18 protein-coding genes are annotated in these 20,085 nt (G+C 33.2%); 7 read left to right on the top strand and 11 right to left on the bottom strand.

Features of this window, described 5'->3' with window-relative positions; genetic code table 11:
- Positions 1–413: 413 nt before the first annotated feature.
- From gerXC to B7R67_RS10470, 4 genes are all read right to left on the bottom strand, one after another.
- Positions 414–1,586: a spore germination protein GerXC gene (gene gerXC, locus B7R67_RS10485; protein ID WP_088070155.1), complete on the bottom strand. Its 1,173-nt coding sequence runs from the start codon at positions 1,584–1,586 to the stop codon at positions 414–416.
- Positions 1,583–3,085 (bottom strand): spore germination protein GerXA, encoded by a 1,503-nt coding sequence (gerXA, locus tag B7R67_RS10480; RefSeq protein ID WP_328587371.1) that lies wholly within the window; start codon positions 3,083–3,085, stop codon positions 1,583–1,585. Before gerXA ends, gerXC begins: the two co-directional genes overlap by 4 nt.
- Positions 3,072–4,169 carry a spore germination protein GerXB gene (gene gerXB / locus B7R67_RS10475; protein WP_088070153.1) on the bottom strand — a complete coding sequence of 366 codons (1,098 nt, stop codon included), beginning with the start codon at positions 4,167–4,169 and terminating at the stop codon, positions 3,072–3,074. The genes gerXA and gerXB overlap by 14 nt, the downstream gene beginning before the upstream one ends.
- 252 nt (positions 4,170–4,421) lie before the next feature.
- The gene (locus tag B7R67_RS10470; RefSeq protein WP_088070151.1) at positions 4,422–5,684 is read right to left on the bottom strand and encodes an MDR family MFS transporter; all 1,263 of its coding nucleotides are present in this window, start codon (positions 5,682–5,684) and stop codon (positions 4,422–4,424) included.
- A gap of 102 nt (positions 5,685–5,786) precedes the next feature.
- Between B7R67_RS10470 and B7R67_RS10465 the strand changes: the two genes are divergently transcribed.
- Positions 5,787–7,433: an ABC transporter substrate-binding protein gene (locus B7R67_RS10465; protein ID WP_088070150.1), complete on the top strand. Its 1,647-nt coding sequence runs from the start codon at positions 5,787–5,789 to the stop codon at positions 7,431–7,433.
- 192 nt (positions 7,434–7,625) lie between these two features.
- Here the strand turns inward: B7R67_RS10465 and B7R67_RS10460 are convergent, their stop codons facing one another.
- Positions 7,626–8,549 carry a DMT family transporter gene (locus tag B7R67_RS10460; RefSeq protein ID WP_088070148.1) on the bottom strand — a complete coding sequence of 308 codons (924 nt, stop codon included), beginning with the start codon at positions 8,547–8,549 and terminating at the stop codon, positions 7,626–7,628.
- 231 nt (positions 8,550–8,780) lie between these two features.
- Here B7R67_RS10460 and B7R67_RS10455 point away from each other — a divergent pair, with 231 nt between their 5' ends.
- Together B7R67_RS10455 and cuyA are read left to right on the top strand one after the other, a co-directional pair.
- A complete protein-coding gene (locus B7R67_RS10455; protein WP_088070146.1) occupies positions 8,781–9,263 on the top strand; it encodes an Lrp/AsnC family transcriptional regulator in 483 nt (160 codons plus the stop codon).
- 146 nt (positions 9,264–9,409) lie between these two features.
- Positions 9,410–10,411: a D-cysteate sulfo-lyase gene (cuyA, locus tag B7R67_RS10450; RefSeq protein WP_088070144.1), complete on the top strand. Its 1,002-nt coding sequence runs from the start codon at positions 9,410–9,412 to the stop codon at positions 10,409–10,411.
- Positions 10,412–10,675: 264 nt separating this feature from the next.
- On the opposite strand, the gene deoD is transcribed toward cuyA, so the two are convergent.
- On the bottom strand, positions 10,676–11,392 hold the full coding sequence (gene deoD, locus B7R67_RS10445) for a purine-nucleoside phosphorylase (protein WP_407920392.1): 717 nt from the start codon (positions 11,390–11,392) through the stop codon (positions 10,676–10,678).
- A gap of 372 nt (positions 11,393–11,764) precedes the next feature.
- Between deoD and B7R67_RS10440 the strand changes: the two genes are divergently transcribed.
- On the top strand, positions 11,765–12,499 hold the full coding sequence (locus B7R67_RS10440) for a GntR family transcriptional regulator (RefSeq protein ID WP_088070141.1): 735 nt from the start codon (positions 11,765–11,767) through the stop codon (positions 12,497–12,499).
- A gap of 506 nt (positions 12,500–13,005) precedes the next feature.
- Here the strand turns inward: B7R67_RS10440 and B7R67_RS10435 are convergent.
- Complete coding sequence (locus tag B7R67_RS10435; RefSeq protein WP_158095070.1) at positions 13,006–13,434, bottom strand: ester cyclase; 429 nt, start codon at positions 13,432–13,434, stop codon at positions 13,006–13,008.
- Between the two features lie 221 nt (positions 13,435–13,655).
- Here B7R67_RS10435 and B7R67_RS10430 point away from each other — a divergent pair, with 221 nt between their 5' ends.
- On the top strand, positions 13,656–14,402 hold the full coding sequence (locus B7R67_RS10430; protein ID WP_088070137.1) for a hypothetical protein: 747 nt from the start codon (positions 13,656–13,658) through the stop codon (positions 14,400–14,402).
- 66 nt (positions 14,403–14,468) lie between these two features.
- On the opposite strand, the gene B7R67_RS10425 is transcribed toward B7R67_RS10430, so the two are convergent.
- The 3 genes from B7R67_RS10425 to B7R67_RS10415 form a co-directional block, all read right to left on the bottom strand.
- On the bottom strand, positions 14,469–15,206 hold the full coding sequence (locus tag B7R67_RS10425) for an esterase family protein (protein ID WP_088070135.1): 738 nt from the start codon (positions 15,204–15,206) through the stop codon (positions 14,469–14,471).
- 17 nt (positions 15,207–15,223) lie between these two features.
- A complete protein-coding gene (locus B7R67_RS10420; RefSeq protein WP_088070133.1) occupies positions 15,224–16,411 on the bottom strand; it encodes an ATP-grasp domain-containing protein in 1,188 nt (395 codons plus the stop codon).
- 98 nt (positions 16,412–16,509) lie between these two features.
- Positions 16,510–17,340: an alpha/beta hydrolase gene (locus B7R67_RS10415; RefSeq protein WP_088070131.1), complete on the bottom strand. Its 831-nt coding sequence runs from the start codon at positions 17,338–17,340 to the stop codon at positions 16,510–16,512.
- 297 nt (positions 17,341–17,637) lie between these two features.
- Between B7R67_RS10415 and B7R67_RS10410 the strand changes: the two genes are divergently transcribed.
- Entirely contained in the window at positions 17,638–18,480 is an 843-nt protein-coding gene (locus B7R67_RS10410) for a hypothetical protein (RefSeq protein ID WP_088070129.1), read from the top strand.
- A 163-nt stretch (positions 18,481–18,643) separates the two neighbouring features.
- Here B7R67_RS10410 and B7R67_RS10405 read toward each other — a convergent pair whose 3' ends face one another.
- Positions 18,644–19,078 carry a VOC family protein gene (locus B7R67_RS10405; protein WP_088070127.1) on the bottom strand — a complete coding sequence of 145 codons (435 nt, stop codon included), beginning with the start codon at positions 19,076–19,078 and terminating at the stop codon, positions 18,644–18,646.
- 296 nt (positions 19,079–19,374) lie between these two features.
- On the opposite strand from B7R67_RS10405, the gene B7R67_RS10400 reads away from it, so the two are divergent.
- A complete protein-coding gene (locus B7R67_RS10400) occupies positions 19,375–19,998 on the top strand; it encodes a VanZ family protein (protein ID WP_158095069.1) in 624 nt (207 codons plus the stop codon).
- Positions 19,999–20,085: the final 87 nt, after the last annotated feature.

The raw sequence follows: 20,085 nt of genomic DNA, 5'->3' as shown, positions 1-20,085 counted from the left end.
GGTAACTCCGCTCCTCGCCAGGCTTCGCGCCTCGAAAGACAAACGTTTTCAATCAGTCTGAAAATCAGATAAATAAGACTTTGTCTACACACTGAAAGGCACGTTGAAAAGTGCCTTTTTTTCATACTGTTGAAAAATAAATTCCTTTACTAACAAATTATTAATAGTTTGAACGACAAATTAAGAAAATAAGCATCGTCTTTTTTAAGATTTGAATTCATTTTTCTAATCAATAGTCTTTAGATCTAAGTTATAATTTAAGTTTTATGGGTTTATAAACATTGATAAAAACATATTAATATTTAAATTCCTTAATAGTACATCAAAAAATTACACTTGTCTTTAATATATTTCAACACTTTGAAAAAAGGCACGATGCAAGGTGCCTTTTTTATTTTAAAATAAATAGTCAATTATTTTTCTCGTGAGAATGGCTTTTGTAAATTGGTGGACTTCCATTGACCGCTTGTCATAATTTGCACATCTGCATCTACAGTTAAGGATGATGGCGAAAGCGGGACCATTCCGTTCTTTTCAAATTTTTTCCAATCTTTTACATTATTTCGATAAAGTATTTGTGATAGCTGATAAACATCAATTCCTTTATTTAGCCCATTTTTGTAAGTATCTTCAATTTCCTTTTCCAATGTTTTTTCAGCTAATTGTTTAATAGTTTTCACAGGCAAATATTTTACGACCTGAAAAATATCTGCTTCTATGCGAATTTTCATTCGAAAATGCGGCTTGTTGTTTTTTATGTAGCCTACTGTTTTGATTTTTGGTTTTTTTAATACAATTTCTGTAACGGGCTCCCCTTCTTTTTTTAATGTGATCGGTGCTCGGGTAAAATCCTTGCCCATCCATTTTAAACCAGGGCTGTCTTTTTCAGACAAATACCCTTTGTAGCGCTTTGAAGCTACAAAAGCCGAACCGCTATAATTTAATAATGGGAAATCTTCTTTGTCTGATTTCCATTTCTTTGCAATTGATAAAAATGGGATTTGTGTGGTCATCGCAGGCTCATATAAATAAGCACGAAATTTGAAAAATATTAATGGACTAAAAAGAGAAAAGTTTTTAGTCATTTCATTTGGAATATCCATTACTGTATAAAGGGGTGATAGATTTAAGATGGTTCCAGTTGTTAAAACCTCTTCAATTGGTTCCTTTGTTCCAAATACCCACATCGTATTCCTAAACTGAAAGAAACGAGCAAAGAATTCATCAATTTGCCCCAAATCTCCATTTTTTAATACATTCTCGGAGAAAACGACTGTATTAATGTGCTCCCAAGATACCCTTTGCTGAGTCGTTTTATAAAAATCAAAAGCTGAATGGTCTAAAACCTTCCCTGATCCTTTTCCAATAAAAATTGGCTGTGGTGTCCGCATTGTGGTTTCTTGTTTTGCAAAAGTGGAAAAATTGATAAATTGAGGATAAAGCACGTATTGATTATTTTTATAGTCCACTCCTAGGGCATTCATGTACCATACATGCTCTACTTCTCTTGTATCCCAACAACCTGTTAAGAGGAACATAGATGGAAATACGATAAGAAGTATTTTTAGAAAAAATTTTTTCCTCATCTTTTTTGCTCACCCTTTTTTTTCGTGCTATCGTTCGTATGAAGCTCTTTCGGTCTCTTTATCATATTTCTAAAACGAATTCGGATTGTTGCCGGTATCAAACTAGTTGGTACTAGTGGAGAATAAGGAGCCATAAATGGAACCCCAAAAGAACGCAAATTCACAAGATGAACACAAATAATAAAAATAGAAAATATAAGCCCTGTTATTCCGAGTAGGCTTGATAGTAGATAGACAAAATACCGGATAATACTTAACGTTCCCGAAAGCGACTGGTTGATTAATGTAAAAGTCGAAACGACAGAAATAGCCATCATTACGACAATACCAGGAGAAGCCAATCCTGCGCTAATGGCAGCTTGCCCAATAATTAAACCACCTACTACGGATAACGTTTGACCAACAGTTGTAGGGATTCTAAGACCAGCCTCTCTGAGTAACTCAAATAGAAAAATCATCAAAAATCCTTCTAATGTAGTTGGGAATGGTACTCCCTCTCTTGACAAAGCCAGTGTTGCCAACAACGTATATGGTATTTGATCTGGATGATAAGCAACTAAGGCAATCCAAAATCCCGGTAGAAAAACAGCAATAATTAAGCTGAAGGTCCTCAATACTCTTCCCAAGCTTGCAAAAGGCGCTGACGAATGCTGATCCTCTGCATTATTTACGAAAAACACAAGAGTAACAGGTCCGATGGATGCAGTCGGAGAGCCTTCCACTAATAAAACGAAACGTCCATAAAGTAGGCAATTTACAGCATAATCAGGTCGTCCCGTATATTCTAACAAAGGGAAGAGACTGAAAGGACGGTCTGTAATGAGTTCTTCAATTTGATCAGAAGATACAATGCCATCAACTTCAATATTATTTAATTTGGTTCGTACTTCTTCTAATACATCTTGTGAAATAACATCTTTCAAAAAAAGAACAGCAACCCTGGTTTTACTTCTAGTTCCAATAACAAATTCCTCATAACTAAGGGAGCATGTTTTCAATCTTTTACGAATTAATCCAATATTGGTTTGTATTTCTTCTACAAAACCGTCCCTTCCCCCTCTAAGTGTCACTTCTGTACTAGGTGCTTCAACAGATCTTGCAGGAAGGTTTGCTAGTTTGATTGAATAAACCAGCCGAAATGAAGTGAGAAAAAAAAGAACTTCTCCTTCAAAAATTTTTTGGGCGAGGTCTTCCTGTGAAAAGTCTGGTTTAACGGGAGTGATAGGGAAAGCAAGTTTTGACTCCAAATCTTTTGCATCACCGGAAAATCCATTTTCCAACACTTCTTGAAGATGAGGCATGATTGTTTTTCTCAATTCTTTTGTGTCAATTAGACTTTGGCAATAGATAGTTAAAATAGGAAAATAACGTTTGCCACTGTCGATAAACTGTTTTTGGAAGAGAACATCTTGCGCCCCTTCAAACCAGCCTCTTATAATATCTTCATCCCACTTAACCTTCATCATCTTATCCTGATCAGGTTCATTATTGCGCTTCATTGGCATTACCTCCATTCTTTTTATTTACAAACATGGAGAGGATTGCTAAAAATATAAACATAAAAGTTATGAATATAAGAGTACCCGGTAAAAATTGACGGGATAAAAACAAATAAAAAGAGGTATCGTTAATGGACAAAACGGATAACAAAGTGACCCACCCAAGAAAAAAAAGTTTTAATCCACTATTTACCCTCTTATTTGTAACTTGAAGAATATCTGGGACTAAAAAAGTAAGAAGAGATAATCGAATGAAAGCTCCAACAAACCATTGATAAACTGATAAAAAGTCGAGATGTTCAATATACCGACCAATTGATACCAGCCTCCATTCTTCAAATGCTGGGTACCGTTGCTTTGCAGCTACGAATGGACCAAACTCTGAGATTGCACCGATGGTTGGTCCAAGAGTAAGGATTACAAAAGTGATTCCAATCCAAATTAAAGTAGTAAACTTTATTTTTTCATTTAAGTGTTGATGAAAAAATAAGATAAAAGCAAACTCTACAAATCCTGATATTGGATAGACCATGCCTTTTATAACAGGAGAAGTACCGTGTTCTAAAAATGGTTTTAATAAAGTGTAGTCTTTATGCGGAAAATTCGCAGCCATGACAAAGAAACCTAATAAAATAACAAGAGGGAGAAGAATACCCGCCGTTAACCCTATGGATTGAATTCCGTGCTTTGCATTATAAAAACAGATAATTGAAAAAGTGGTTCCTAATAATACTCTAGGTGTCATTGGGAGATAAAACGATAAAAAGGTTAATGTTTCCTTTAAAAGGACGACACCCGAGGAAAATAAGTATAAGAGTACCATAGCCATTAATGGATAGGTAATAAATCTACCAAAATTCCCTTTTAGCCAAAGAAACAACTGTACTCCGTTCAAACGTTTTTGAATTAAGTAGAGAATCGGTATCAAGAATAGTAAAGAAACGCCTGAGCACAAAATGGTTATCCAAGAATCACGGCCTGAAACGTCCAATACCATAGGAATGATAATGACATGGTTAACAAGTCCAGTACTACCAATTAGGATAAATGACATTTGAAGCAAGTTGATCGTTTGGTTTTTCATAAATTTGCCTCCATAAAGCAACTTCAATACCAAAATAGTATATCCTATTGGAATATTTTTATTATTTTTCTTAGTGACCATACTACATGAATATCTATATCAAAACCTACGTTTATAATATGTGGTTCTTAAATTTATCAGTTATTCGCATAAAACCTCACATACAGGTTTGTTCAATTTAAAACGAGTCGCTTTTGCGACTCGTGATTTTTAATTAACGCATGTGTTACTTCTTATAACCGAAGCAGTTCATTAACCATTATTAAAGGGAAACGTTAACTTCTTTTTATTTTTAGAAACATAACTTTTTACAAATAATCCTGAGTAGATCAATAAAATTCCAATCAACACGATCAATCCGATATAAACTGACATCATCGACGGATTTATATACGCTCCAATAATGATACTTGAACGTGCTAATAAGTCTGCCCCAGTATATGATGTATTCGAAAGTGCAGAGTATGATCCCCTTTTATCAGCCGGAATCATGTTTGATTGTAATGTATTTAAGACTGGTGAATACACTAGTTCTCCTATTGTTGAAATAAAATTAAAGAAAATTAAAATAAAAAGAAAATTAGCTGATGTTACAGTTGCATAACCAATTCCATAAATAAGAAGTCCGAATAATAATACTTTTTGTTTACTAAACTGATCAGTTATTCTATTAACTAAAAATGTTAATGAAACAACAAGGATCATATTTTCAATGTTAAGAAGGCTTAACATACGGACCCCAGTTAATTGGAAATCTCCTATCGTTACTGAATTAAATGTTTCCGATAAACGAACTCCTACATAATTATTTAAAGAGAATTCAGCAGCAACAATAAACGTTGTACCAATGACAACTTTTAAGAACGGTGTATCTTGAATTGCTAGCTTATAGTTTTGAACTAGATCTAAGAGCACATTGTTTATTCGTTTTTCAAGTCGATTTGTATATGCGTCAATTAACCAAATACTATAAGAAATTGGTAGTACGGAGGAAGTAATTGTCAGCAATGTAAATAATAATATTTGATGGTTTGAATATAGAAATCCCCCAAGAGCTGCTCCTATTGCCATTGATAAATTTACGAGCCAATAATCAATTGAATAAACTAATTTTCGATTTTCAGGTGTCGTTGAATCGATGATTATCGCATTCATAGCTGGTCTTCCTAAACTACTTGACACAATAAATACAACATAAGCAAATGAAAATAACCAAATTATATTTTCTTCCGGTAATAAACTAATCGTCATTGTTAAGAACATGAGTGCACTTATTGATGAAGTAACTACTAACATGCTTTTTCGAGGATAACGATCTGATAAATAGCCCCCAATCAAATTAACGAAAAAGCTTATAAAAACTGTAAGGACTAAAAAGATACCTGCCCAAACTTTATTCATTTCTTGTGCAAAAAATAAAGCCATAAAAGGCATAACGGCCGATGATACTGCGCGATTAAAAAATGAAGTTACTAAACGAACTCGAATATTTTGTGGATAATCTTTCCAAAACATATTGTAAACCTCCCCCCTACTCTTGTATATTAAACTGGACGAAAATAAATAAAAACCGACAATTAAAATTATAATGTCCACTTTTATAGTAAGGAGGATCGGATGGATAATCGTTTATTAATTTTATGGCAGGCTGTAACATCTGGGAATGTGAAGCAAGAAGAGATTGCCGAATACCTTGGACTAAGTGAAAAGCAAACATCGCGTAAACTTCAAAAATGGAAAAATGATGGTTGGCTTGATTATGTACCTGGCCATGGCAGAGGAAATCTTTCAAAATTAGAATGGTTAAAAAATGTTGAAGAAATTTATGAAGCAAAAGTTATGACGATGATGGACAATTCTTCAGTTGAAACGATTAGTAAATATTTGACATGCAGCTGGTCAAACAATAGTAAACTACGATTAATGAATAAATTTCGGACGAAACTTGGATATAATCAAAATAACAATATAGAGAAACTTGTGATCCCTAGGAAATATCCATTTCTAACAATTCATCCATTGGAGGCTGCCGATTTAGGTAGTGCAAACATCGTAGAAAATGTTTATAATCGCTTAGTTTTTGTTGATGAAAAAGGCGTAGTTAACCCTGAATTAGTGCATAGTTGGGATGTTTCTGAAACGAAGCTGCGACTCTATTTAAAAAAGGATATAAAATTTCATGATGGTTCAGTTTTACATGCAGAGGACGTTGTTCACTGTTTACAGCGTCTTCGCAATAGTAAATATTTCCAGAAACTATGGGAACCTATTACAGATATTTGTACAATAACTCCTCACATAGTTGATTTATACTTTCCGAATGGTTGTAGCTACTGTCTGCAAATGTTAGGAACAATGAATGCTAGTATTTATAAAGAAATGGAAGGTTCTGTTTATGGTACCGGTTCTTTTTTTATTGGTGAAAATAACAATGAGAAAACAACATTAATCGCTTTTAAGGACTATTTTCAAGAAAGACCATTATTAGATGTTGTAGAATTCATTCAAGTACCTAAAGATTTTGATGTGATCTATCGTTCTTCAACAACCTTAGAGGATCGCTCCACATTCCAAGTAGAAAGTGATTCTGGCTTTGGAGTTGTCATTATGAATAAGTTTCGAAATTCTGCTATTCAAAAAAAAGACGTTCGAGATTATATACATTATGTAATAGCAAGGCACCGACATGAATTAAACGATATTTCGGAAAGAATAAGATCAAATAATCAAAGCTGTTTAATAGGAAAAAATCAAAATTATAAAATTCCTGTAATCGATCGTCCACATTTTAAGGAACCAATTATTCTACAAGGCATAAATTTTACCATGGCTACAACATTATGGTTAAAGGAAACGTTAGAAAAAGAAGGTATACCCGTGGAACTAAAGTGGCTATCCTTTGAAGAAAGCCTAAATAAATCCGCAAAGGATGAAGTTGATCTATTCATCCATAGTGAAATTTTTGAAATGAATCAAGATTTTTCATTTTTTTATTTTCTTCGCAATGGATTTTCACCACTAGTAGACAGTATAAAAACAAATGAAACAATATCAAGTTACATGGCTGAATATCTACATACTCCATTTTTGGAATGGACGGAATTAAATTTAAAAGTTGAAAAGGCATTAATTGAAGATTCAATAATGATTCCACTATATTATGAAAAACGCCAAATACCTTTTGCAGCTGATTTAATGAATATTCAAATTAAGCAGTTTGGTTATGTAGACTTTTCAAAACTATGGGTGCGACCAAATCTATAAATCTTATCTTGCTAAAAACATCAGGGAGGAGCTGTATGTATACTTCCCCTTCTCCCCCGACATAAAAAAAACACCTATTTCTAGGTGGCTAAAATTTTTATGAATAATCCTTCCGTCATATTAAAACAACACAGTTTTTAATACCAAACGATGTTTCAAGTTGGACCTCTTTACCCAACAGCCGAAATGTATCTAAGCTAAGGATTTGATTCCATTCTTTAGTATCCCTTTATTTTTTGAGATTTTACTTGTTTTGAAGTAATTGAATAAGAAGCTACCAATTATAACAATCATACTCCCAAGTCCTTGAATCCACGTCATTTTTTCATTTAATAAGAAAAACGCTAAAATTGCTGTGAAAATTGGATTGAAATTTAGGAAAATACCTGCAGAAGTTGCACCAATTTTTTGAACGCCAATATTCCAAAACACCATACATAAGACTGTTGAAATAATCCCAGTATATAAAGTTGAGAAAATAAATGAACCATTTATTTTTATTAGTGTAAAATCTGAGAGATTAAAAGGAATAATTACAAGGAGTCCAAAGATCCCTGAGTATAGTGTAGACATCAGAGGTGATATTAGCCTCGTTGCCCATCTACTACAAACCGAGTAGATTCCCCATATGCATACGGCAATAACCATCCATAAATCACCTAAATTAAACTTCATTGAAAATAATAGATTAATATCTCCTTTTGAAAGCACAAGAATAACCCCTAAGAAAGAAATAATCATCGAAAATATTTGTAAGAAATTAAGTTTTTCTTTTAAAAATAAAGATGAAAATAAAGCAATGGAAATAGTATTAAGGGTTGAAATTAAACCAACATTTGTTGCAGTTGTCTTTTCCAATGCTAAAAATTGAAAAAGATTAAAAAGAACAACACCTGTTACTCCCATCATGATTAATGGAAGTATAGCTTTACGTGGGGGTAAAATCTTCTTTTCTTTCCACCATACCATTGGTAATAAGACGATAACTGCAATCCCCCATCTTAAGGTCGTTAAAGTCATTGGAGAGGCATGACCAACAAGTGATTTTCCAACAACAAAATTACCTCCCCATAACAAACTTGTTAATAATAGCAACAATATATAAAAGATCGGCATTTCGAAAGCCCCTATTTTCACTGTTCTTTAAGGTTTAAATAGACTTTTTACAGTGATTCCTTTCTAATTTTTAAATAGTTTAACACAATTATTTATTTCACCGTATAATATTTTGTATAATGAAATAAATACAAAATAATCATAATTAAAAATAACATTTCAAGAAATAAAATTCACCTTACTAAGTATTTTCAAAGCATTTTCCGAATAATTGAAAGGAAGTAGATAGAAGTGGAACATCTAGGAAATAAAGTGTTAGATGAAGTAGATATTAAAATTTTAGATAAGTTACAAAAGGAAGCTCAAATAAGTAATACAGAACTAGCGCGACATGTAAATTTGTCACCACCAGCTACACACGCGAGAGTTAAACGATTAGAAAACGAAGGATATATCGACCGGCACGTAGCAATTTTAAATCAAGAAAAGCTAGGCTTTGACTTACTTTGTTTTATTTTTATCAATACAAATATCCATCAAGCCGATAAGTTAGAAGTGTTAGAGAAAGAATTAACATCCATGCCTGAAGTTTTAGAGTGCCACTTATTAACAGGTGAGTATGATTATCTACTAAAAGTTGCGAATAGAGAACGAAAGGAATTAGAGAACTTTATACGGAAGTTAAATCAGCTTGGAATAACAAGAATTCAAACAAGTTTAGCTTTAAGGGAAATTAAATCTTCTACCGTTTTGCCGATATTTGAAGAAAAATAAGGTTTTTTATAGATGCTTTGATTGAAATCGAAGCGAGTTCTATGATTTAATCATAATGGAAGCAAAGAGAACGTCAGATTGATATTCTCTTTGCTTTCATTTACATATGTCTAGTCTTAAACAGTAGAAACAGGAGGAATTTTAATATGAATTTAGCGCAATTTCCTAGAAAGCGTTATACACCAACAAATACACCAATTGAAAAATTACATCATTTTTCTGAAGTTCTGGGAGGCCCTTCAATTTATATTAAACGAGATGATTTACTTGGGCTTACAGCTGGAGGAAATAAAACAAGAAAACTAGAATTCCTTGTTGCGGATGCATTGGAAAAGGGTGCAGATACATTAATTACATGTGGAGGTATCCAATCAAATCATTGCCGTTTAACACTTGCTGCTGCTGTTAAAGAGAAAATGAAGTGCATTCTTGTATTGGAAGAAGGACTTTTAACGAATTCTGAACCAGATTTCAATGGTAACTATTTTCTTTATCATTTACTGGGCGCAGAAAAAGTCATAGTTGTACCTAATGGAACTGACCTGATGAAAGAAATGGAAAAAATAGCTCAAGAAGTAAAGGAAGAAGGAAATAAACCTTATTTAATTCCGGTTGGAGGATCAAATGAAATTGGTGCAACGGGATATGCTGCTTGTGCTCAGGAAATTTTGGCTCAGTCTTTTGATCAAGGAGTCAATTTGAATGCTGTCGTTTGTGTAAGCGGTAGCGGCGGAATGCATGCAGGTTTAGTTGCTGGTTTTTACGGAAATCACAGTAACATTCCAGTAATTGGAATAAACGTAAGTAGAGGAAAAACAGAGCAAGAAGAGAAAGTTTTTCAGATTGTTAAAGAAACTTCAGTACACATTGGCATTCCTAATGAAATCCCTCGTGATGCAGTTACGTGTTTTGATGAGTATGTCGGACCAGGCTATGCTATCCCTACTCCTGAAATGGTCGAAGCTGTCAAGCTAATGGCAAGAACGGAAGGGATTTTACTGGATCCAGTATATACAGGTAAAGCTGCTGCGGGTCTCATCGATTTAATAAAAAAAGGCTACTTTAAGCCGGACGATAATATTCTATTTGTACACTCCGGAGGCTCTACAGCGTTATATGCTAATACCTCGCTTTTTAATGAAGCTTAATATTTTGGTGATCTGTGGCTCAAAAAAATAGATCAGTTAAGTGATCTTTTATAAGAAAACGCTATGTTTTGGATGGGGAAATTACGTTTTAATTTCTCCATCCCCTTATTCCTAAATTTGATTATCTAAACCCATTTCATTAACCAAAGTATACTAATCCCCTCTCATCAAACTCACTCTAATAAAAAAAGAACTGTCGAAACAGTTCTTGATTTTCAATTACTACATGTCTGTAGGTATGTTGCGCTATCATATTCCTTAACTTTACAAACAAGATTCTAATGCAATTTCCATCATTTTATTGAATGAAGTTTGTCTTGCTTCCGCACTAATTTCCTCATGAGTAACTAAAGAATCTGAGATCGTAAGTAAACAAGCCGCTTGTTTTCCTAACATTTTCGCATTATGGAATAATGCAAAGCTTTCCATTTCTGTACAAATACACTTATGATTATTATAAAAATCAACATAATTTGGAACATTACTTTCATAATAAAATACATCACTCGAATGTATTCTTCCTTTAACAATAGGAGTACCGTTTTGCTTTGCAGTATCTTCAATTTTCTTCGTTAACACCTCAGATGGGTACTGAATATCACCATCTACGCCACCTTGAGTCATTGCAAATGTTGATTGACTCCAAGCACTATCTACAAGCACAATATCATGGATGTTTAGTTCGTCTGTATAAGCACCTGCACTACCTACACGGATAATATTTTCCACATCATAAAATTTATATAACTCGTATGAGTAGATTCCAATACTTCCCATTCCCATACCAGATCCCATTACAGATATTTGTTTTCCTTTGTAACTTCCTGTATAACCAAACATATTACGTACAGTATTAAACTTCACTGGATTTTCTAGAAATGTTTCCGCAATATATTTCGCACGTAGTGGATCTCCTGGCATTAGAACTGTTTTTGCAATTTCTCCAACTTTCGCTGTATTATGTGGTGTTGTCATATGAATCTCTCCATTCTATTCTTTTAAATCCTTTAACGACCAAAAACTATTTCAGTACTATTCTTACTCTTTTAGATAGTAAGTAATCTGTTCATTTCATTTTTTAATGTATTCGCTTTCACAAATTTCTTTTTTATCTCATTGCGTAAAAAATAATACTACGAAATACAGTTGTCTAATTAGTTGTCTAATTTATTTAAATTATATTTCAACAGATTAAATTAAGCAACAACAATCTTAAATTCCAGAATATTCTTCCTCTTAATCATTTTAGGAGCTTGATTTAAAAGAATAATAGTCTTCCTTACATTTCTCCTTAAATAGACAAGATTGCGATTAATTTATAACTCGATATAATATTTGTAAGGAGTGTTGTTTATGTCTACCGAAAATAAAAAAAAATCACCTCTATACGTAGAGGTTTTTGAAAAATTATTTAAACTAATCAATGAGGGAGTCTATCCGATTGGAAGTAAGCTACCTTCCGAACCAGAACTTTCTAAAATGATGAATGTTAGTAGGATGACCCTAAGACAAGCATTGGGTTTATTAAAAGAGGAAGGTTATATTGAAACAATCCATGGACAAGGGAACTATATAAAACAAAATGTAAATGTAAAAGGTGTTGGCTTAGAAAAAATAGATAATACTGTTTTTCAATGTTGTACAGAAACGATTGATGATATTGATGCATATTTTGAAATTAGTTTTTCAGACGATTATGATTACATAAAAAAGATATTTAATCGAGACTCAGCTGTGATGATTCGATTTAATAGGTGGTATAAGAGTAAAAATAAAATAGTGGCACATGCTTTTACAATGTTCCCAAGTGAAACAGCGTCCCTTTATCAAATGAATCTCAACGATGAGCAAAATGTACTAAAAATACTTGAAGAAGATATTTATCATCTCATTCATTCATCAACAATCGAAATAAAATTTACAGAAACAGTTCTTCCTTCTTCACACCATGAATTACATTCAAATAATAATTTATTTGTATTATTAATTGAAAATCTATGTGATTCAATGGGGAATGTTGTACTTAAAAATAAGATTTATATCCCCGTCGAACTTAGTTCAATAAAAATTAATCGAATAAACAAATAAAATGATAAGAACTTTTTTAGAAACAAAACACCCTTATTCATCGATCGAATAAGGGATGTACCTGTGGAAAAAATCTAGTTCATAACTTTCTACAATTAACATGTTACTCTCATACTTTCTTGTACAAAGTTTATCGTAGTAGTAAATCTTCAACTAATCAATATATTAGTTGAACGACATGACTTTAAAATGATAAGGAATATTTAATCTATAGACTCTGTAAAAAAAGAATGTTGATGATTTCCGTTACAGGATGCTCGCTTTCCATGGGGCGTGAGCTGAGCCTCCTCGGCAAGCCTGCGGGGTCTCACCCTTCCCGCTACTCCCATAGGAGTCTCCCACCTTTCACTCCAATTCAATGTCTTTAAATTACATAGAATCTTTTTCAAAAATGTGTTTTGTAAAAAATCAACAATTAACATTAATCCCTTTTATTTATTTAAACTAGTAACTATCTTAGATAAATAAATACATTGCTTTTACTAGTCGTTCTTAAAAAGTAAGGATTAAAAGACCTTATGAGTGTTTTCTTGTAATGCTCCTAATTCAAATAGGATTGCAGCATCGCTGTTTTCACACCATAGCTCTTTAACTTTTCCATTTTCGAATAAAAAAATCATAATACCCGTTTCTTTAACACGTTGATTGTCAGATGGGATATTAAACCAACCACCTTTATAGGTCATCCAACCAGTATATCGAACAACTAATTTATGTCCTTGTTCAATAAAATCATCAATTTCCCACTCATCGTCTTGGAAAACAGAATGATACCATTTCATAAATTCCTTCATCTTTTCTCTTGAGTTATCACCATTTCTTGAGTGATACACGAAATCTGCAGTTGTTAGATCGTCTAATGCATCTAAATTCCCCTTGGTAAAGTATTCATTGAACCATCTTTCAGCAGTTTTCTTTTTATCTATACAAATCATCATATCCCCTCCCAAAAATAACAGTTGCATTTAAAATAGTTCGGTTTTTTTTCTAATTCTCCTGCAAAATAGCCCATTAATTGGACTGTTTAACAATTCTATCTGATCTTTAAGTAATGCATAGTTGCACAAGATTCAAGAAAAGAAAACTAGAATTTCCCCTTGTATTTCGTTCCATACTTGAATACGCTTATATCTATGAAGAAAAGAGGTAACGACATTTGAAAAAATTCATACTCACAATTTTTGCATCGATCCTACTCATGGCAAGTTGTAGTCAATTATCGCCACAACCATCACAATCAAAGTATGAGCAACACAAAGGTAAGAAAGAGTCCAGTAACTCAACAATTAAAAAAAATAAGGAAGAAATAGCCATCAATTGTTTCGTTCCATTTAACCATGGATTTAAATTCCAAGGAACTGCTTGGAGGTTCGAGGATGGAGAAAAAATCGAGATTCTTGTGAACGGCCAACGTACATCCAGTTTTTCAGATGAAGACGAGAACTCGTTAGAATATGAAATGACCTTACCATCAAATAATCAGGATTTTGATATCACTGTTTATCAAGGGTTAAAAAAAAATTCTTCCTACTTGATTACCATTCAAGTGCTTAAAGACAGAAAAGTCCTGTCATCCATTGACCAGAAAGTGACAACAACGAATGTCAGTAGCAAACCAAGAGGAATCAAAAAACTACAGTATACGGTTTCTAGTAATGAAGTCAGTGTTAATTTTACTACTTATGCAGATGAAACAATTCGCGCTGTACATTACAGTTTCGGTAATAAATTTAAAAATGGTTATTATGAAACGGGTGAATATTCAACTGATAAAAGATTTCGAAGCGAACAACAAATAAGCTTTCCATTTCATTATCACGATGTAAAAGGTAAGAAAATTAGTTTATATACAACCGATTTCAATAATAACAAGAGCGTTCCTAAAGAAATCGTAATCGAATAAACGGGCGTTACAACACAAAAAACCTTGAAAAACATCAAGGCTTTTTGTGTTTATTTTATTGATTTATTAAAATAATTCCCCTAAATAATACGGCATTTGGCGTCGCCACCATACCCAATCATGCGAAACATCTTCGCCCCACTCATCAAACCACGCTTGGATTTGTTTTTCTTCGAATGCTTCTTTTAATGTAAAGTATGAAGGCAGCCCATCCTGTTCCCAATCACCTAACCCGGTACAAATAATAATATCCGCGGAACGATATCGATCAATAAACCAGCCGTCATTTTGATTCCATATATAATCACTCGGTGAATTTTCGTACACTAGAGGATCATTTCCGTAATCCCCAAAAAAGAAACGCACATCGTAAACACCGCTAAGTGCAACGGTTGCTTGGAAGACATCCGGATGTCTCAATAAAAAGTTTAACGCATGGTATGCACCCATACTACAACCCGTTGTCATCATTGGATCAAACCAACCTGTTTTATGTTTTATAAATGGAATAGCTTCTGAAATAACATAACGATCATATGCTTCATGAGCTAATGCACGGTCATGCACGGGTTTTGAATCGTGCAGCCAACTTTCGCTATCTATACTAGCGAGTGTAAAAAACTGAACTTTTCCGGATTCAATAAATTCATGACACACATCAATCATTCCAAAATTATTGTATTCAAAATGCGTACCCCCAGATGAAGGAAAAACTAAGATTGGCATACCACTGTGCCCATATCTGTTCATATACATTTCACGTCCTAATTCGCCACTCCAATGGTTTAAAAGTTCTATATTCATTGAAAAATCCCCTATTCCTATACGTTTACAATGCTGTAATTTTTTCGTTCATGTACAAATCGGATAATTTCATCGACTTCTTCCTGTGAATTTGCATTAATCGCATAAAATTGATTACCTTGGAGTTTCGCAAACGCATCTGGTATACGCTTTTCAAACTTTACACTGTCTCCAAATCGTTCATAAATAGCATTCGTATCATGTTCATACTCATATACATCACGCTGTGTTACACCAACACAAAACTGGTTTTCGACATCAGGCTTCGTAAATTCTCTGCCAGTGACAATGGACGCATACTGAGCAAATAAATCAATTGAGTACGCGAAATTGTACATATCAATCGTGTAGCCTCCAGCTAAGCGGTTATTATATTCAAGTGCAACATAATCCCCATCTTCTAATTTAAAAAACTCGATATGGAAAAAGCGTTCTTTCATACCAAAAGCTTTCACAATCGCCTTTCCATAAGCTTCGAGCTTCGGATCAATTTCTTTTTGAATCACATAAGCTAAATCCAACTGCCCCTTAACGAGTTCCAGAGTTGGCACATTATATGTAAAGCTAGTTTGGAAAACAATTTTCCCTTTTTGATCTACTAAACCATCAAATGTACAAAGCAGGCCACCTTCAACATATGGTTCTAAGAAGTATACTTGTGCTTCTTCCCATTCTTCTTCAAAATGAAATACATCCTCTTCTGTACTTAATTTAAAAGTTGCAGCTGATCCAACTCCATTATCTGGTTTGGCTATAACCGGTAGTCCTAATTCATCTATAGCTTTAGATAATTCCATTTTAGTTTTAACAGTTCGTCCAACTACAACAGGCACACCTGCTTTTTTAAACAACTTCTTCATCTCAGATTTATATTTAACTTTTTTCAAGTCACTCGTTTTATTACCATATACGTTAAATTGTTCACGCAACTGCGCATCAAGTTCTAACCAATATTCGTTATTTGATTCAATGCGCTCTATTGGACCATGCTTATAAAATAAAAACGCAACAGCACGTTTCACTTCATTTACATCTTCTAAATTATTTACACGATAATATTCTCTTAAAGTGTTTTGTAATACGGAACCTAATTGATCATATGGCTCTTCGCCAATTCCTAATACATTGACACCTGCGTCTTTTAAACGAAGAGCAAATGACTGAAAATTACTTGGATAATATGGTGAAATCAAAATATAATTCATAAAAACGCTCCTTTCAGATATCAAAAAATTTATTTTCAAACTAGAGTTCATTATTTCAATTTAAATTCCTAGGTCAAACACATGATTTAAAAGTTTATTTAAGACCACTTCTCACTTAAGAAACGTAAACATTCTGGCAGATGTTTTGCCCAAGCTTTTTCATCATGTTCCTCATCTGCAAAAATATTTAAACGAATGTTATCAATTGGAACAGAGCCTTTTATCAGTTGTTTATAATACTTAAGAGAGCAATCGATATATGCCTGCTTCATATTCCCAAACATCAATTGCCGATCGGCATCATCACCTTCCTGGGTCCCAACTTGAATGTATACGCGTTGCTCAGGATCTAACTCTTCACTAGCAATATAACTGTCAAAAGCTTTACTAGTAATCCAATTTGCTAAAGAAAAAATGCCTAACCCACCTATTTGGTTTTTATATTCAATCCCCATAAAAGCGGAAATATTTCCTCCAAGTGAACTGCCAATCATCGCTGTATGATTCTTATCTGATTTAGTTCGGTAATGCTGATCGATATATGGCTTCACAACTGTCATGACAAAGTTTGCATACTTAACGCCTTTTCCGCCTAGTTCATAATCTTTAGGAAGTGGACTTTCAGTAATTTTCCAAGGCGTATATTCATTCATTCGATCTTGTTCAGCGTTATCGATCCCAACAACAATCATCTTCGGTATATCGGGGTTTAACTTAATTGCCGAAATAACTTTCCATGAATACCCGCTATATGCTTCATTACTGTAGAAAAGATTTTGTCCATCATGCATATAGACAACTGGATAATTTTCAGCCTCATCTTTTTCATAATTTTTCGGTAACAAAACTCGAACTCGTCGTTTTTCATTTTTATAAGACATATGTAATTGAAGTGTTTCTAGTTTTAAATAAAAATACGGTTGATTCATTTATCCTTTCTCACTCCTTTGATATTCCATTTAATATTGAAAGTTCTGCTTTAAAAAATCTAACTTCTGGAGTTCTAATGAATAAATGTTTCAGTTTTCATTCCGTAAATGCAATTTTGTAATTAATTCAACGTTAATAAATTAAATTCCTTCTTCAAAAAACCCTTGTTCATGAACATCCTCTGCGCTTCAACTTATCAAGAATATCTTACCAATTTTTTTTACTAGCTATTTTATATAAAAAATAACACAAAATAGATATATTCAATTACTAAATATCGGAGTTGACATATAGTTGTGAAAAAAGCTTTTTTTATTGTAATCTTGTCCATTTCATTCTTTTACAGTACCAAACTTACATACGCTACAAAAGAAGAATCAATTCCCTCCCCCATTAGTTTTCAAATAGAAATTCAGGATTGGGATGCCGTCAATAATATACTCCCAAAATATTCGATGTTTACTGTTATCGATGTTGAAAGTGGCAAGAGCTTTAACGTACAACGAAGAGCTGGTAGTAGGCATGCAGATGTTCAGCCATTAACAAAAGAAGATACTGAAATAATGAAGGAAATATACGATGGGAACTGGAGTTGGAGAAGAAGGGCTGTATTAATTTTAGCTCATGACAACCTGATCCCTGCTTCCATGCATGGTATGCCACATGGTACAGGTTCACTTCAAAACGGTTTTCATGGTCACTTTTGCATTCATTTTTTTGGAAGTACCACACACCGGTCAGGAAAATCAGACTTATCTCATCATATTATGATCCTGAAAGCTGCTGGGAGGTTTGATGAATATACGAATAATCTTTCACCTTCCCAACTGCTAAATGTATTCTTCGTAACCATTAAAAACGGAGATAAAGGCTTGGCTAAAAGCATAGCCATAAGTAATAAAAAAAATATTAATAACGAACTTAACAAAATAAAAAAAATAGAAGCGATACAGTGGACTTTACCCAAAACAAAGGAGACCGATCTTTACTCTTTTACAACTGAAATTCCAGTTGAAGTTAATCTCTTAATAAAAAATGTAGATCCGATTAGAACCAAACTTTCTTTTACATTGGTGAGAACGTCTCCTTTTTCTCCATGGAAAGTGAAAATCGACCCTTTATTTTCAGCCATTCACTAATTATCTAAAATCAATGTGGAGAACCTTCAATTGACAAGGTTCTCCATTTTTCTAAGCAAATGCCCTTGTTTACCCTACAAAGAGATAGAACGACTGCCCTAAAAAAGACAGTCGTCCAGTCTGTAACATAAGTGTATTTAGATTTGGTAAGTCTATATGTTTTTTAAATCTTCTCCGCCAACTCTAAAATAATTCCTTCAGGACCACGAACATAGCATAATTTATAACTTTCTTCATATTGCTGTATCTCACTAAAGATTTCCGTGCCCTTCATTTTCAATTTTGAAATAATCGCTTCAATATCTTCAACAGCAAAGCAAATATGTCGGATACCGAGCGTATTTGCAAAAGGTTGCTGAATCTCTATTTCATCTGCCGGGGTATAAAATTTGACTAACTCGATCCATGCCTGACCATCTGGCATCCCCAATCCTATGCATGCTGTTTTGACACCCTTCAGCCCAACGATTCTGTCCAACTGTTCGCCTTCCAATTCCCATTCTGCTTTCACTTCAAGTCCTAAATCAAGAAAAAACGCTTTAGCCGCTGAAAGATTATTTACGTTTATACTCACATGATCTATTCGATTGATTTTCATATTTTACCTCCTTAAAAAGTGCTCTTCGTAGAATGATTCAACAAATTTATTGCAAATTCCTATCACGAGAGTTCTTTTGTCCTCTATTCTAATTGATTCTTAAGTTCTATAATAAATAGATCAAATTGAAACTATTTCAATTGAAGGCAATCACTATCTTGACTTTCTAACAAAAAAATCGATTTCAATTTCTAGTAATATAATGGTAAAATTCGGAATTATATAACCATTATATTATGAGTGGCATAAACTTAGTGGTTATGTAATTCTCAATGTTTTGGAGGAGATTCTCTAATATGAGTCAGATGATGATAGATTTCCATGTTCGATGGAAGATGAGGGAGACGATGATTGATTTCCATGGTGGATGGATACTATATGGATCAATCATTTTATTATTAATGATCCTATTCGTTTTAAAGGTAAAATACAAAAAACATATTATGTATTTATTCTTTTTCACTATTATGTATATCTATTTATGTACTGTTATAAATTATACTCAATTCCCAATTTATGCACTCCCTTCTCTCAGAAAAATGGTTGGGCTACATGTATGGGCAAATTTGAATCTAGTCCCTCTTTTAAACCTTACAAAGCAGGATTTTGTGACTTCTATACTAAATGTTCTGATGACAATACCATTTGGTTTTGGACTTCCTTTTATTACAAAAAGTACATATAAAAAAATCGTTGTAGCAGGATTATTAATAGGAGTCATAAGTGAGTCTTTACAAGGGATTATTGGTCTACTTAATCGTTACACTTTAAGAATTGTTGATATTAATGACGTCATATTCAATTTCACAGGAACGTTAATTGGATTTTGTCTATTTAAAATGATTTCATATCTGTTTAAGCTATCAATAAAAAAATCTAATAAATTAAACTCGTTAGTAAAAAATTTATATGATACTTGAGAAGTATTAAATGTAGTCTAAAAACGCCTAGAATAACATTCTAAGGCGTTTTTATTTTATATGTTTGTTTTTTTTTAGTAATCTTGA

The sequence above is a fragment of the Gottfriedia luciferensis genome, assembly GCF_002156865.1.
In the GTDB taxonomy this organism is placed as follows: Bacteria; Bacillota; Bacilli; order Bacillales; family Bacillaceae_G; genus Gottfriedia; species Gottfriedia luciferensis.
This window is presented reverse-complemented; position numbering and strand designations above follow the sequence as displayed.